The organism is Amycolatopsis stemonae, from assembly GCF_054781455.1.
Window position 1 is genome coordinate 440,709 of record NZ_BAAGUJ010000006.1, and the last position, 14,589, is coordinate 455,297.

Genomic DNA, 14,589 nt, shown 5'->3' on the forward strand with positions numbered 1-14,589 from the left:
CATGGGCATGACGATGATCGAGAAACTGCTCGCCCGCAAAGCCGGGCTGACGCAGGTGAAAGCGGGCGACACGGTCACCGTGGACGTCGACATGTGCGTCCTGATCGACCTGCAGTTCGCCACGCTGTGGCTTCCCCCGTCGCGGATCCACGACCCGGACAAGGTCGCCGTGGTCATGGACCACGCCGTTCCCGCGCCGTCGCTCAAGGACGCCGAGGGCGGTCCTCGTGCCCGGAAGTTCGCCCGCGACTTCGGGATCGAGCGGTTCTACGACGTCGGCCGGCACGGCATCTGCCACCAGGTGATCGCGGAGAACGGCCTCGCCCGCCCCGGCGAAGTGCTCGCGTGCACCGACTCGCACACGTGCGCGGCCGGCGCGTACAACACCGCCGCGCGCGGCCTCGGCCCGGCCGAGGTGTACTCGATCATGTGCACCGGCAAGACCTGGTTCCAGGTCGCACCGACCATCCGCTACGAGCTCACCGGCGGCAAACCCGACGCCGTCGGCGGCAAGGACATCTTCCTCTACATCGCCGACAGATACGGCGACGCCACCAACATGAACCTCGAGTACGGCGGCCCCGGGCTCGCGAGCGTCCCGATGAACGACCGCCGCACCCTCGCCACCCAAGGCGCCGAGGTCTCCGCCGACTTCAGCACCTTCGGCGTCGACGACGTGCTTCGCGAGTTCCTCGCCGAGCGCGGGGTCGAGGGCTACGAGGCCGCCGACGCCGATCCTGACGCGTCGTACCACGCCGTGCGCGAGGTGAACCTGTCGGAGCTGGAGCCCTACGTCGCGCGGCCGGGGACGGTCAGCCACAACGGCGTCCCGGTGTCGGGCATCGAGAACCGCCGGATCGACCAGGCGTTCATCGGCTCGTGCGCCAACGGCCAGCTCGAAGACCTGCGCGTCGCCGCGGAGATCCTGCGCGGCCGGACCGTCGCGCCCGGCGTGCGGCTGCTGGTCACGCCCGCGTCGCAGCAGGTGTACCGCGACGCGATGCGGCTGGGCTACCTGCAGGACATCGCCGATGCCGGGGGCGTGGTCACCAACTCCACGTGCGGCGCCTGCTTCGGCTACCACATGGGTGTCGTCGGCCCGGGCGAAGTGTGCCTGACGTCCTCGACCCGCAACTTCACCGGCCGCATGGGCAGCACCGAGGCCGAGATCTACATGGCCTCGCCCGCGACCGTTGCCGCGTCCGCGATCGCGGGCGTCATCTCCGACCCGAGGAAGGTGACCGCGTGAGCACGGTTTCCGGCCGCGTCTGGGTGTTCGGCGACTCGCTGAACACCGACGCGATGTACCCCGCCTTCGCGATGAAGATGGACATCCCCGAAGCGTCGCAGCACGTCTTCTACGACGTCCGCCCGGAGTGGACGAAGCAGGTGCGGGCCGGCGACGTCGTGGTCGCGGGCCGCAACTTCGGCGTCGGGTCGTCGCGGCCGGTCGCCGCACTGTTCCGCCACCTCCGTGTGGCCGCGCTCGTCGCCGAGGAGTTCAACTCGCTGTTCCTGCGCAACGCGGTCAACGCGGGCCTGCCCGCGATCACCGTCCCCGGCGTGACGGAGGCGTTCGAGGACGGCGACACCGGCCGGTTCGACTTCGCCGGTGGACACTGGGCGAACGAGACGAAGGGCACCAAGGGCGACTTCGCGCCCCTGCCCGAGCTGGTGCGGGAAATCCTGGCCAGCGGCGGGGTGCTGCCGCGCCTGGCCGAGCAGGGGTACCTGCCCATCGAACTGCTGGACGTGCTCAAGGCCGGCGCGATCCCGACGGAGGCAGGCGCATGAGCATCGAGCGGTTGGCCGAAGGAGTGTGGCGGATCCCGACCACGGCCCGCGACAACGCGTTCCTCGTCGAAGGCGATGGCGGCTACACGCTCGTCGACGTCGGCTGGGCCAAGGCGCCGGCGGCGATCCTCACCGCGTTCGAGGAACTCGGCCGCAAGCCGCACGACATCCGGCGCGTCGTACTGACCCACGCCCACCCGGATCACGTCCAGGGCGCGGCCGAACTGCGCGAACGCACCGGCGCCGAGCTGCTGATCCACGCCGCGGACGCCGAGTGGCTCAAGGCCGGCCGGGTGCCGCCTTCCGGGCGGCAGGGCACGCTGGGCAAGCTGATCGACAAGCTGCCCAAGCTGCACTGGCGTCCGTTCACCGCGGACCGCACGCTGGCCGACGGCGAGGTCGTCGACGGCCTGGAAGTGATCCACACCCCGGGCCACAGCCCCGGCCACATCGTGCTGCGGCACGAGGTGACGCGGACGCTGTTCGTCGGCGACGCCGTGTTCCATCGCGGTGCGGAGCCGGCGCAGGGACCAGCCGCGCTGTCGGCGGACGCCGGGGCGCGCGACGCGAGTCTGCGCCGGTTGCCGACCGACGTGGCGGCGGTCGGGTTCGCGCACGGCAGCCCGCTGTCGGGTGCGGGGGTCGAGACCTACCAGCGCTGGGTCGCGGCCACGGCTCCGGCATAATCCGGACCGCGACTTACCAAAAGGGAGCAGTGGGTGGAGGACGAAACGCCGGGGCACACCGAAGGCGGGGAGACCGCGCGCCGGGCACTGCGGCTGATCGACGCCGTGGTCACCGCCGGCGAGCCGATCGGCCTCAACGACCTGGTGGACCGGATCGGGCTGTCCAAGAGCACCTGCTACCGCCTGCTGCGCGTGCTGCAAGAGGAGCGGTACCTCGACCGGGGCGAGGCCGGCGGCTACACCGTCGGCAGCCGCCTGGTCGGGGTCGCCGCCGCGGTGCTCCCGCAAGCGGCGCTGTACCAGGCAGCACGCCCGGTGCTGCGCGCGCTCGCCGACAGCGCCGGCGAGACCTCGACCCTGCACGTCCGCAGTGGCCATCACGCGGTCCTCGTGCTGGGCGCGGAAAGCACAGCCCAGGTCCTGCGCCGCGCGGCGACGATCGGTGAAACCACACCACTCACCCGTGGCGCGGCGGGCCGGGCGATCCTCGCAAGCCTCTCCGCGGCCGAGGCCGCTTCGGCCACGGCCCACCTCACCGACGCGACGAGTGTCCTGAGCGGATTGGACGAAATCCGTCAGGACGGCTTCGTGCTGTCGTTCGGTGCCAACCACCCGGGCGTGGCCGGCATCGCGGCTCCGGTCACCGGTGGCGCCCACGGCATGTCCGTCGCGGTGGCCGGCCCCGCGGAACGCTGGACCGAGCAACGGATGCGCGATTTCGCCCCGAAACTGGTGGCCGCATGCGAACAACTGGCCGGGCTCTTCACCTGAGCCGCGAGAACAGTGGCCGTTCGGGACAGTTCGCACTGCACCACGCCCTGGAGCACGCGGGCACCAGCGAACGTGAGCGCAGCTTGCTACACCTGCAGATCAGCTTCGATGCGTCTGAGCTCGTGGCGGGCCAGCGCGAGATTGGCCCGTTCCCGGTTCAGTACCAGGTAGAGGAACAACGAATTCCTCGAGGAGTTCAGCAACCGGATCAGGTGGTACTGGCGGTGCAGCGTGATCAGGAAGTCCTCGATGGTCTCGTTGAGCGACAGCGACGACATGACCCGCAGTTTCGACCGTACGACCTCGGTGTTGCCGGCGGCGGCGACTTCCAGGTTCAGCCAGTCGCCACCCCCGCTGGTGCCGAGCGACATCCCGCTCTCGTAGTCGACCAGTGCGACGCCGACGGCGCCGGTGATCATCATGGCTTCTTTCAGCGCGGTCTCGATGCTCATCATGATGATTTCTTCCCTTCCCCTCAATTTGCGAAGTCCGATACTCTCCGGCACTCCATGAATTAATCAATCATTTCAGGATCACTTTCGGAGTCCGACCTTACTGGCGTCATTGGTTAGGGACAATCAAGGCGTCTAGTCAGTTCCGAGCATCACACGATAGAGTGAAACATAGTGGATCTCGAAACGGGCGAATTCGATCGACGTTCTTTGATCACGTGCATTTCGGTGTTGATGTTCCCGATTCCTGGCCGCTGGTGTGACGTGCCGCGACGAGACTTGTCCGCGGACAAGCGGCTTGGGGGACCGCCGACACGGAACCGTTTCCGCCCGGCGGGACGCCGCTAGACGGCGGATACGGTGCGCGACGGGACTGCGGCCGTCGTCGCCTGTTCAGCTCACCACGGAGGGTCATCGACCTTCAGGGCACGCTGAACCCGGGCTCCCGCTCCTCTGTGCTCGCGGCTCCGTGCGAAGGAGGAGATCAGCTCGGCGGATTCGGCCGGATCAACTCGAGGTCGTAGGCGAAGATCACCGCCTGGACGCGGTCGCGGGCCCCCAGCTTCGCCAGCACCCGGCCGACGTGGGTCTTGACCGTGGATTCCGAGAGCACCAGACGTTCGGCGATCTCGCCGTTGGTCCACCCGTTGCCGATGGCGAGCAGGATCTCCTGTTCGCGTTCGGTCAACGACAGCCAGCGGGGATCGGTCCGGGACGGCGGATCGGCACTGCCGGCCGGAAGCCGCTGGGCGTAGGTGTCGAGGAGCCGCCGGGTCAGCGCCGGGGCGATGACGGCGTCGCCGCTCGCGACTGCCCTGATGCCGGCGAGCAGCTCTTCGGGATGGGCGTCTTTGAGGAGGAACCCGCTCGCTCCGGCGCGCAATGCGGCGTAGGCGTACTCGTCCAGGTCGAACGTCGTCAGGACGAGGACGCGGGACCGGCCTCCGGCAGCGAGGATCCGCCGGGTGGCTTCGATGCCGTCCATGCCGGGCATGCGGATGTCCATGAGGACGACGTCCGGTCGCAGTTCCGCGGTCCGGCGCACGGCTTCGGCCCCGTGGGCGGCTTCGCCGACGACTTCGGTGTCCGGCGTGGCGTCGAGCAGCATCCGGAAGCCGAACCGCTGCATGGGCTGGTCGTCGACGATGAGGACGGTCGTCACAGCGCGCCGCCGGGCGGGACGGGCATCGGCGTGAGGTCCAGGACGGCCTGTACGGCCCACCCGCCGCCGGAGGTGGGGCCGACGGTGAGCGTGCCGCCGTAGAGGGCCGCGCGTTCGCGCATCCCGGCGATCCCGTGCCCTTCCGCGGCCGGTGGCTCGCGCGGCGTGGCGGCGTCGGGCGGTCCGGTGTCCTGGACGCGGATGCGCAGCGCCGGCCCCTCGACGGCGATCAGGACGTCGGCCCGGGTGCGCGGGCCGGCGTGCTTGAGCGTGTTGGTGAGCGCCTCCTGGACGATCCGGTAGGTCATCAGCTGCACTCCGCGATCGAGGGTGTCCAGCTCGCCGGCGGAGCGGAGGAGGATCTCCGGTCCGGCGGCGCGGATCCTCGTGCACAACGCGTCGAGGTCGCCGATCCCCGGTTGCGGGTTCAGCTCGGGTGCGTCGGTTTTCTCCCGCAGGACACCCAGCATGCGCCGCAGTTCGCCCAGCGCCTGCCGGCCGGCGTCGCCGACCAGCTCGAGCGCTTGCTTGCTGCGTTCGGGGGTGACGTCGGCCGCGTAGGCGCCGCCGTCGGCCAGCGTGATGATGACCGACAGGTTGTGGCCGATGATGTCGTGCATCTCGCGCGCCATGCGGGTGCGTTCGGTGGCAGCGGCCAGCCGGCTGCGTTGGTCCCGTTCGATCTCCAGCTGCCGCGCGCGCTCGCGCAGGCTCACCAGCTGGGCCCGGCGGATCCGGACGGCCAGTCCGAGCGCGACGGCCGCGGTCACGGCCGTGAGCAGGAAGAACAGCGCCTCCCAGAACGACACCGCGCGCGAAACCCGGGCCGCCACCGGCAGCAGGAGCGCGACCACCCCGGCACCCGCCCACGGCAGGTGCCGCAACCGGCCGTGCAGGGTGACGCTGTACAGCGCGACGAGCAGCGCGACGTCGGCGCGCAGGAACACCCCGAGCGACCACTGGACGACGAACACCACCGCGGTCAGGGCCAGTGCGGCCGAAGGCGCCCGGCGCCGCCAGAACAGCGGCAGCAGCAGCCCGGCCTGCAGCGCGAGCGTGCCGGCCGCCGGCAGGCGGACGAACGCGAGCTGCAGCTCCTCGGGCCCGCGCCCGTCGTCGTGCGGGACCAGGTCGGGCACGCAGAACAGCAGGAACAACGCGGCGATCACCGCGAGGTCCAGCGCCCACGGGTGGCGCCGGTCCCACTGCCGCAGCCGCTGGCCGTACGCCGTCAAGCGTGCGACCAGTGGAGATCCGGTCCACGACGGCGCCGCGGCGGGGAAGTCGTCGGGCACGGGCGTCACCTGCTCATCGTCGCGGAAAACCGCCGGCGCGGCACCAGGGCCGCGCCGGCGGCGGTGTCAGGCGTCGGAACGCACGAGCCGGTACGCGGCGCCGCCCAGCGCCAGGACCGTCCAGCCGACGAAGACCAGCATCCCGGCCGTCGGTGCCAGTGTGGTGGCGTCGTGGGTCAGGGCGAACATCGCTTGCCCCGCGTTGCTGGGCAGGTACGGGCTGATGTCGCCCTGCCACGACGTCGGCAGCAGGGAGACCAGGCCCGGGATCAGCATGAGCACGGCGACGAGGACCGAGATGCCGCCGGCGACCGAGCGCAGGAGCGCGCCGAGCGCGACCCCGATCACGCCGACCAGCCCCAGGTAGAGCCCCGTGCCGAGCAGGCTGCGCACGACCCCCGGGTCCGACAGCGACATCGCCGCGGGCGTCCCGGCCACGATGGCGTTGCCGAAGACGAAGGCGAGGAACGCGCCGACCGTGCCGACGAGCAGCGCGACGACCCCGAACACGGCCGACTTGGACCACAGCACCGGCAGCCGGCGCGGGACCCCGGTCAGCGTCGAGCGGATCATGCCGGTGGAGTACTCGCCGGCGGTCACGAGCACGCCGAGCACGCCCAGCGCCAGCTGCGCGAAGTTCGTGCCGAACAACGAGAGGCTCAGGGCGGTCGCGTGCGCGAAGTCCGGGTCGAGCGGCTGGCCGGAGCTGATGTTCGACTTGTACCGCGCGGCGGAGATCAGCCCGAACGCGACCAGGAACACCAGACCGAGGACCAGGGTGATCCAAGTGGAGCGCAAGGACCAGAGCTTGGTCCACTCCGAGCGCAGGACGTGACGTCCGGTCACCCGGTAGACGGGCCGGCCGGTGCGGGCGGGGGCGTCCGGGGTCAAGGTGGTCATGCCGCCCTCCCGAGCGCGTCGATGCCGGTGGTGACGCCGTGGTACTCGACGGCGTCGCGGGTCAGGTCCATGAAGGCCTCTTCCAGGGAGACGGTCCGGGCGGACAGCTCGAACAGGGCGATGCCGTGCTCGGCGGCCTTGGTGCCGATCGCACGCGCGGAGAGTCCCTTGACCTGCAGTTCCTCGGATCCGGAGCGGCCGGCGATCTCGACGCCGGGACCGGCCAGGACCTCACGCAGGCGCGCGGGATCCGCGGTGGCCACGTGGACGGTGTCGCCGCCGGCCTCGCGGACGAGGTCGTGCACGGTGGTGTCGGCGAGCAGGCGACCGCGGCCGACGACGATGAGGTGCTCCGCGACCAGCGCCACCTCGCTCATCAGGTGCGACGAGACGAACACGGTGCGCCCGTCGGCCGCGAGCCCGCTGAGCAGGTTGCGGATCCAGAGGACGCCCTCGGGGTCCAGGCCGTTGACCGGCTCGTCGAGCATGACCGTGGCCGGGTCGCCGAGCAGCGCCGCGGCGATCCCCAGCCGCTGGCCCATGCCGAGGGAGAAGCTCCCCGCGCGCTTCTTCGCCACCGACTGCAGCCCGGTCAGCTCGATCACCTCGTCGACCCGCCGCCGTGGGATGCCGTGCGTCTGGGCCTGCGCGAGCAGGTGGTCGAACGCCGACCGTCCGCCGTGGACGGACTTCGCCTCGAGGAGGACCCCGACCTCCTGCAGCGGCGAAGCGTGCTCGGCGTAGCGGCGGCCGTTGACCTTGACCGACCCGCTGGTCGGCGCGTCCAACCCGACGATCATCCGCATGGTGGTGGACTTGCCGGCACCGTTGGGCCCCAGGAACCCGGTGACCGTACCCGGCCGGACGGTGAAGTCCAGGTGGTCGACCGCCGTCTTTTCCCCGTACCGCTTGGTCAGCTGGTGTGCTTCGATCATCGCTCATCCCCTGGATCCGCGGACCGGTCACCCCGGCCCGTTCGTCGTCAACGGTAGGAAGGAAGCAGCGCCGGAACGTCGTACCGGGGGAGCCCATCGGCGGCGGCGAGTAGTACCGCGGTACCACTGGCGCCCGCCGCCAGGCGTGCGGGGCAGGACACAGGAGAGCGTATTCACGGACGGGCGCAGCCGCGGACATCCGGAGGGCTGGTGAAGCCGTGCTGCTCGGGCGCGAGCGCTGGGCGGTTGCCATATCCTCGCGTCGTGGTTGCCAAGTCGAACTCGGTCGTGACGGAGCTGCGCGCGGAGATCATCGCCGGCACGATCCCGGCCGGAACGCGCCTGAAGGAAGAGGCCATCGCCACCCGCTTCGGGGTCTCCCGGGTGCCCATCCGCGAAGCCCTGCTACAGCTGGAGAGCGAAGGCTTCGTCACCACCGAGAAGTACAAAGGCGCGACCGTCTCCGCCCGCTCGCAGCACGACGTCGTCGAGCTGATGCAGATCCGGCGCGGCCTGGAGGTCCTCGCCGCTTCGCTCGCGGCCGAGGCACACGGGGGTGATCAGGCCGAGGCGCTGCGGGCGGTCGTGGCGCGCGGCCGCCAGGCCGGCGAGGACGGCGCCGTGGCCGACCTGCCGCCGCTGATCATGGAGTTCCACGAGGTGGTCGCCCGCGCGTCGGGCAACACCGAGCTCGCCCGCATGCTCGACGCGCTGCTGCGGCGGATCTCGTGGGGCTTCGAGCTCGAGATCGAGGACCGCATCGACACCTCGTGGGCCGACCACGCCGCGATCGCCACCGCGATCCTCGGCGGCTCCCCGGTGCAGGCGGGCTACCTGATGGGCGAGCACATCCTCAAAGATGAGCTGATCTACCGGCGCCGGGCCTATGCAGCACACTGATTCGTATACAAAAGATCGACATTGTTGACGCTGTTCACGTGATTGGCATGGTCTGTAACGTCCGAGCAACACTTCTCGTATACAAAACAGGGGTTCGTTGCTTGGCCGTTTCTCCCGATGGGAGCCCAGCCCATGACCTCGACCCCCACCCCCGAGCGCACCGCGTCCGGCACGCTCGCCCTCCACCTCGACCGCATCGGCTTCACCCGTGCCCAGTTCTGGGTGCTGATGCTCATCCTCGCCGGGATGTTCTTCGACACCCTCGAACAGAACTCCGTCGGCGCGATGGGCGCGAACCTCAAGGCCGCGCTCGCGATCACGGACACCCAGCTGACCGCGATCAACACGGCCACCGTGCTCGGCGGGCTCGTCGGCAGGCTCGCCGGCGGGTGGCTCGCCGACCGGTACGGCCGCCGCGCGGCGCTGTCGCTGAACCTGCTGCTCTACACCCTCGGCGGGCTGCTCAGCGCCCTCGCCGTGGACTACGACATGATGCTGGCCAGCCGGTTCGTCGTCGGCATCGGGCTGGGCGGCGAGTTCACCATCGGCATCGCCATGCTCGCCGAGATGGTTGCCACCCGCCACCGCGGCGCGCTCGTCGCGACACTCAACATCGGCTCCGGCGGCGTCGGCAACTTCCTGTCCTACGGCCTGTTCTTCCTGCTCCTCGGCCCGCTCGCCCCGGCACTCGGCGGCGACCACCTCGTGTGGCGCTGGACGTTCCTGTTCCTCGCGCTGCCGGCGTTGCTGGTCATCCTCTACCGGCGCCGACTCCCGGAGACCCCGCGGTTCCTGCTCTCCCGGGGCCGCGTCGAGGACGCCAACCGGTCACTGGCCATCCTGGCGTCGGGTTCCCTCAAGTCGTCGCCGGCGACCGCGACCGGCGGGCCGCTGACGGCGGCGGACATCCCCGCCCGTCAGCTCAAGTCCTCCCCGGCGGCCGTGTTCGCCCGCGCCGTCCTGCCCCGCACGCTCTCGATCGGCGCCGCGTCCTGGATGGCGTTCGGCGCGCAGGTCACGCTCAACTTCCTGATGCCGACCCTGCTCGTGGAGCGTGGTTACTCCATTTCGGACAGTCTGCTGTTCACCATGATCATGAACGTCGGCTCGCTGCTCGGCGCCTGCGCCGCGGCGTGGCTGGCCGGCCGGGTCGGCAGGCGCGGCGTGGTGGGCGGCGCGGGCGCGCTCGGCTGCGTCACCGCGGCCGCGTTCGCGGCCTTCGGGGACTCGACGGCGTTGATCCTCGTCCTCGGCGCGCTCTTCCAGTTCTTCACGATGATCACCAACACGACGCTGGCGGTCTGGTCGCCGGAGCTGTACCCGACGTCGATCCGCGCGACCGGCACCTCGATCGTCAACGGCATCGGCAACATCGCCGGCGCGGTCATGCCGTTCCTCGCTGTCGCCCTCTTCGCCGCGTTCGGCCTCGCCGGAGTGTTCGGCATGGCCGCGGCCATGTACGCCCTGCTCGTCCTGGCCTCGCGGTTCGCTCCCGAGACCCGTGCCCGGACGTTGGAACAGATCAACGAAGACGCCTGACCACGAACCGGAGGATCCCTTGGAAACCCTGCGCATCTCCGCGACCGCCAACGGTCTCAACTACCTGCCCGAGTACCTCGCCGACACGACCGGCCTGTTTCACGACGCGGGTCTGTCGGTGACTGCCCGCGCGTGCGACCCGTGGACCGGTGTCCTGGACGACCTCGCCTCCGGCGACGCCGACCTAGCGCTCGGCGGGCTCTGGGTGCCCGGCATGTACGCCGGCAGCACCCGCGCGCTGACCGTGGTCTGCCAGCTCAACCACCAAGCGCCCAAAGCGATCGTGCACCGCGGCGCCCCGGATACCTTCGCCCTGGGCGACCTCGCCGGAAAGGTGGTCCTCGCACCCGGCATCGGGGGCAGCGCGCCTTACGCGGTCACCGCCGGGCTGATCCGGGAGGCGGGCGCCGACCCCGGCGACGTCACGTTCGTCCGGGACCTCTCGACCCCGATGCTGGTCGAGCTGTTCGGCAGCGGGCTCGGCGACGCGATCATCCTGGACCTGGTCTCGGCGCTCGAACTCGAAGCCACCGGCCAGGGGCGGATCGTGTTCCGCAATCTCGACGAGGGCGGGGTCATGCCCAACAGCGTCTACTACTGCCGTACCGACCGAGTCGAAGAGCTGCGCGATCGCTTCACCCGTTTCGTCGCCTGCATCGACGCGGCGATGACGCGCCTTCCCGCCACCCCGGCCGCGACGATCGACGGGATCCTCGCCGCGCGCTGGCCGGGCAAGGACCTCGGGATCCTGCGCGAGGCCACCCGGCAGATGACCGACAGCGCGGTCTGGGAGACCGTCGCGATCGACCCCGCGGGCAGCGACCGCTGGATGCGGATGCTCGCCGAAAGCGCCATGCTCACGCGAATCCCCGCCTACGACGAACTGGCCGACGACAGCTTCACGAAGGCCTACCGGTGACCTTTGTGCTCCGCGACGACGCCCTGGCCGAACTCGTCGACCTCGGCGACCTGATCGACGCCGTCCGCGCCGCGCACACCGACCTCGCCCTCGGGCGGGCCGAACAGCCGGTCCCGGCGATCAGCCCCACGGCGGGCGCCACCATCGTGCTGCCGATGGTGGCGACCTCCCACCGCCTCGGGCTGACCGTCGTCAAGGTCCTCACCGACGCGCCCGGCAACTCCGACGTCCCCGTCCAGCAGTCCACCCTGGTCGTGCTGGACGCCCGGACCGGCACCCGGCTGGCCGTCATGAACGGCGGGACCGGCACCCGGATGCGGACGGCCGCCGCCAGCGCCGTGGCCACGGATGCCCTGTCCCGCACCGATTCGCGGGTCCTCGGTCTCGTCGGCGCCGGACCGCTCGCCGTCGAGCACGTCGCCGCGATCCGCGCCGTTCGGGCGATCGGCGAAGTCGTCGTGTGGTCTCGCTCGGCCGCCCGCGTCGCCGAGTTCCGTCGCGCGCTGCGGCGCCGGGAACACGCTGACGGCGTGCCGGCCCTCGACGTGACCACCGCCCTTGAACCGCGCCGGGTGGTCGAAGCGGCCGACGTGCTCTGCACCCTGACACCGTCACGCGTGCCCGTTGTCGAGGGCGCGTGGTTCCGGCCGGGGCTGCACGTCAACGCCGTCGGCGCGCCACCCCGGCCCGACCACCGCGAGATCGACTCCGCGGGAATGGCCCGCGCGACGGTCTTCGCCGACAGCGCCGCCGTCCAGCTGCAGAAGTCGGGCGAAGCCGTGCTGTCGGTGCAGGACGGCACGACGACAGAAGACGATTTCCGGCAGGAGCTGGGGGCGGTGCTGGCCGGGCTGACGCCCGGCCGGACCGAACGCGACCAGATCACGTTGTTCAACTCGATCGGTATCGCTCTGCAGGACCTCGCCTTCGCCGCACTGGCCCTGCAAGCCGGCTCCGTCGAAACCCGGTTCCGACCGACCCTCACCTCGCCGGAGTATCGAGCGACGTCCGTGGAGAACGTCAGCCCACCGGCACATCGCTCACCCACGCCGTGCGCCACCACGACAGGACTCAATCGACAGTGAGGTCGCCGGACACGACCCAGCCCGGATCGGTCCTGCAGACCGTAGAGCTTGTCTCCTGCCGTCAGGTACACGCATCCACGGGCATCGGGTGACGGCGGCCTGCTCGCCCCGCTCGGCGATACCCCGGCGCCGCTCCCTGCCCGATGGTTTTCGGCCTTGGCCGCGGCGAGGCCGGGAGCGTCTGGCCAGGAATGCAGGGCTAGGCGGCAAACGGGGGGCGTTCTGCCGCCTAGCCACGCTGCCGTGATCAGGACGGTCGGGGGGCGTGCCGGACCAATCACCTCAGCACTTGGACAAGAGGTGGGGCCGCGCTCGAAATGACGGCCCGGACCGCAGATCACCGAGATGGGTGACGCCGGTGCCCGGGAGGTCGGCGGGACGCCGGCCCCCCGACCCTGCCGAGCCGCCCCGGGCACCGACCGGCCTCTTCTACCGTTGACCGGCAACGCATCCGCAACGCCCAGCAGCGTCGTCCCTCGAACGCGCGCCGGAGTTCACCCGGTCGTGACTCCGTCGCGGCGGCACGATGGCCGGCGGCGGGTCCACGGCTCTTCGGCCCGTGCCCGGTCCATGCCGAACACGAACACGCCTGCATCCGCTGTCCCGTCCTGCGCGTCGACCCGCGCCGGCGCGAGTGGCCGGCTGAGGTGGTGCACGATCTCGGCCAACCGGCGTCACCGGAGCTCGGATGAACAGCCGGCTGGGCGAAGATGAGGGCCTGACTGTCAGCCTGCGCGCCGCAAACCACCGCAAGTGCGCCCGTTGCGGGGTGGTCACCGGATGCGGCGACGCCATCCCGTGAGCCCGTCGTCCGGATCCACTGGGCCGGCACCGAGACCGCCACCCGCTACCTCGGCTACTTCGAAGGCGCCCCCTGGAATCGGACGCGGCTGACCCGGCAGCACGGATCGGCAAAGGTCCGTCGAGGCCGAGACCGCTGGGCGCACACCACACCGTGGACCCGACCTGAACGGCGAACCCAACCGGGAAACCCAGGTCAAGGGGTTCGCGCGCCACGACCGGCCATGACCCGCTCGGCGCGCAAGGCGATGCGGAGGTTGAGGCGTTCTCCGGGCTCGTCCAGGCGCGGTCCGAACAGGGCGCGCAGCCGGTGGAGGCGATTGCGCGCGGTCTGCGGGTGGATGCCCAGCCGCGCCGCGACTTCGGGGGCGCCGCCGCGGGCGTCGAGCACCGCGTCGAGGGTTTCGGCGAGCTTGCCGCGCTGGGTGCCGGACACGGTGGACAGCGGCTCCAGACTCCGCGCGGCGAGCACGCCGGTCAGCAGCTCGTCGGCGAGCAGCCAGTGGGTGACCAGGTGATCGGACCAGCGGATGAGGCCGTCGCGGGGGAGCAGGCCGCCGCCGCGCAGGTCCCACGCTCGCCGGGCCCAATGCAGTGAAGTGGCCGCTTCGGCGGGGGTGACGGCCGGTCCGGTCGCGGCCGGACCGCGGCCCAGCAGCCGCGCCAGGTCGGTCTTCTCCGGCACCAGCAGGTACGGCTGCTCGGCGACGAGGTCGGCGAGCACCGCGGAATCCGGCTGCGCGACGCGGGTGCCGGGCGCCACGACGACGGCCACCACACGATCCGGTGGGTGCCACCTCGCGCGCGTCGCCAGCCCGGTCCACGGCCGCCCGGCCACCAGCTCGTGCAGCAGCTCCCGGCGCAGCTCGGCGACCGACGGCGGGTGCGCGGCCCGGAACGCCTCGGTGGAGAGGCGGATCAGGACCTCGACGCACCGCAGCACCGCGTCCACCCCGGTGGCGACGACACCGGGCTGCCCCCGGCGGCCCAGCTCGGCCAGGATCGGCAGCGCGCACCGGCCGCCGGCCTGGTACGCGCGGGCGAGGCGGTCGGGCTCGCCGCCGGCCGCGTGCTCCGCGACGCCGGCGCGGCGGAAGGCGTCCGCGCCGGTGGCGATGCCGAGCGGGACCGGCCGGCAGCCGCTCAGCAGCGCGGCCACGAAATCCGTGGCGCTCGCGTCGAAGAACGCGGCGTGCTCGGGAACCGCGTGCCGGACACCGGCGACGACCGCGCGGGCGATCACGGCCGCGGCGCCGTCGGCGAGGGGCTGGGGGACGGTCATCGTCGACCTCCGGAGCGGGCGGGCATCGCTGGCGCGTCGAGTCTGGTCGGCCGGGTCCGCAGTCCGCG

At 71.3% G+C, this 14,589-nt stretch carries 14 protein-coding genes; 8 read left to right on the forward strand and 6 right to left on the reverse strand.

The window, feature by feature from the left end:
* Nucleotide 1: 1 nt before the first annotated feature.
* From ACYVLJ_RS24770 to ACYVLJ_RS24785, 4 genes are read left to right on the forward strand one after another with little or no spacing between them, the layout of a single operon-like run.
* Nucleotides 2–1,249 (forward strand): 3-isopropylmalate dehydratase large subunit, encoded by a 1,248-nt coding sequence (locus ACYVLJ_RS24770; RefSeq protein WP_460440528.1) that lies wholly within the window; start codon nt 2–4, stop codon nt 1,247–1,249.
* Nucleotides 1,246–1,794, forward strand: a complete 549-nt coding sequence (locus ACYVLJ_RS24775) for a 3-isopropylmalate dehydratase small subunit (RefSeq protein WP_460440529.1) — start codon at nt 1,246–1,248, stop codon at nt 1,792–1,794. The genes ACYVLJ_RS24770 and ACYVLJ_RS24775 overlap by 4 nt, the downstream gene beginning before the upstream one ends.
* Nucleotides 1,791–2,480, forward strand: a complete 690-nt coding sequence (locus tag ACYVLJ_RS24780) for an MBL fold metallo-hydrolase (RefSeq protein ID WP_460440530.1) — start codon at nt 1,791–1,793, stop codon at nt 2,478–2,480. Before ACYVLJ_RS24775 ends, ACYVLJ_RS24780 begins: the two co-directional genes overlap by 4 nt.
* 33 nt (nt 2,481–2,513) lie before the next feature.
* A complete protein-coding gene (locus tag ACYVLJ_RS24785; RefSeq protein WP_460440531.1) occupies nt 2,514–3,251 on the forward strand; it encodes an IclR family transcriptional regulator in 738 nt (245 codons plus the stop codon).
* Between the two features lie 86 nt (nt 3,252–3,337).
* Here ACYVLJ_RS24785 and ACYVLJ_RS24790 read toward each other — a convergent pair whose 3' ends face one another.
* The 5 genes from ACYVLJ_RS24790 to ACYVLJ_RS24810 form a co-directional block, all read right to left on the reverse strand.
* The gene (locus ACYVLJ_RS24790) at nt 3,338–3,703 is read right to left on the reverse strand and encodes a hypothetical protein (protein WP_460440597.1); all 366 of its coding nucleotides are present in this window, start codon (nt 3,701–3,703) and stop codon (nt 3,338–3,340) included.
* Between the two features lie 484 nt (nt 3,704–4,187).
* Entirely contained in the window at nt 4,188–4,865 is a 678-nt protein-coding gene (locus ACYVLJ_RS24795) for a transcriptional regulator (protein WP_460440532.1), read from the reverse strand.
* Nucleotides 4,862–6,160, reverse strand: coding sequence for a sensor histidine kinase (locus tag ACYVLJ_RS24800; RefSeq protein ID WP_460440533.1), 1,299 nt, complete (start codon nt 6,158–6,160; stop codon nt 4,862–4,864). The genes ACYVLJ_RS24795 and ACYVLJ_RS24800 overlap by 4 nt, the downstream gene beginning before the upstream one ends.
* Nucleotides 6,161–6,226: 66 nt before the next feature.
* Complete coding sequence (locus ACYVLJ_RS24805) at nt 6,227–7,060, reverse strand: ABC transporter permease (RefSeq protein WP_451985926.1); 834 nt, start codon at nt 7,058–7,060, stop codon at nt 6,227–6,229.
* A complete protein-coding gene (locus ACYVLJ_RS24810; RefSeq protein ID WP_460440534.1) occupies nt 7,057–7,995 on the reverse strand; it encodes an ABC transporter ATP-binding protein in 939 nt (312 codons plus the stop codon). The genes ACYVLJ_RS24805 and ACYVLJ_RS24810 overlap by 4 nt, the downstream gene beginning before the upstream one ends.
* A gap of 264 nt (nt 7,996–8,259) precedes the next feature.
* Between ACYVLJ_RS24810 and ACYVLJ_RS24815 the strand changes: the two genes are divergently transcribed.
* The 4 genes from ACYVLJ_RS24815 (at nt 8,260) to ACYVLJ_RS24830 (ending at nt 12,438) form a co-directional block, all read left to right on the forward strand.
* Nucleotides 8,260–8,895 (forward strand): GntR family transcriptional regulator, encoded by a 636-nt coding sequence (locus ACYVLJ_RS24815; RefSeq protein ID WP_460440535.1) that lies wholly within the window; start codon nt 8,260–8,262, stop codon nt 8,893–8,895.
* Nucleotides 8,896–9,027: 132 nt separating this feature from the next.
* Nucleotides 9,028–10,434 (forward strand): MFS transporter, encoded by a 1,407-nt coding sequence (locus tag ACYVLJ_RS24820; protein WP_460440536.1) that lies wholly within the window; start codon nt 9,028–9,030, stop codon nt 10,432–10,434.
* 19 nt (nt 10,435–10,453) lie between these two features.
* On the forward strand, nt 10,454–11,353 hold the full coding sequence (locus ACYVLJ_RS24825) for an ABC transporter substrate-binding protein (RefSeq protein ID WP_460440537.1): 900 nt from the start codon (nt 10,454–10,456) through the stop codon (nt 11,351–11,353).
* Nucleotides 11,350–12,438, forward strand: a complete 1,089-nt coding sequence (locus tag ACYVLJ_RS24830) for an ornithine cyclodeaminase family protein (protein WP_460440538.1) — start codon at nt 11,350–11,352, stop codon at nt 12,436–12,438. The genes ACYVLJ_RS24825 and ACYVLJ_RS24830 overlap by 4 nt, the downstream gene beginning before the upstream one ends.
* 997 nt (nt 12,439–13,435) lie before the next feature.
* Here the strand turns inward: ACYVLJ_RS24830 and ACYVLJ_RS24835 are convergent.
* Entirely contained in the window at nt 13,436–14,521 is a 1,086-nt protein-coding gene (locus tag ACYVLJ_RS24835; RefSeq protein ID WP_460440539.1) for a CdaR family protein, read from the reverse strand.
* Nucleotides 14,522–14,589: the final 68 nt, after the last annotated feature.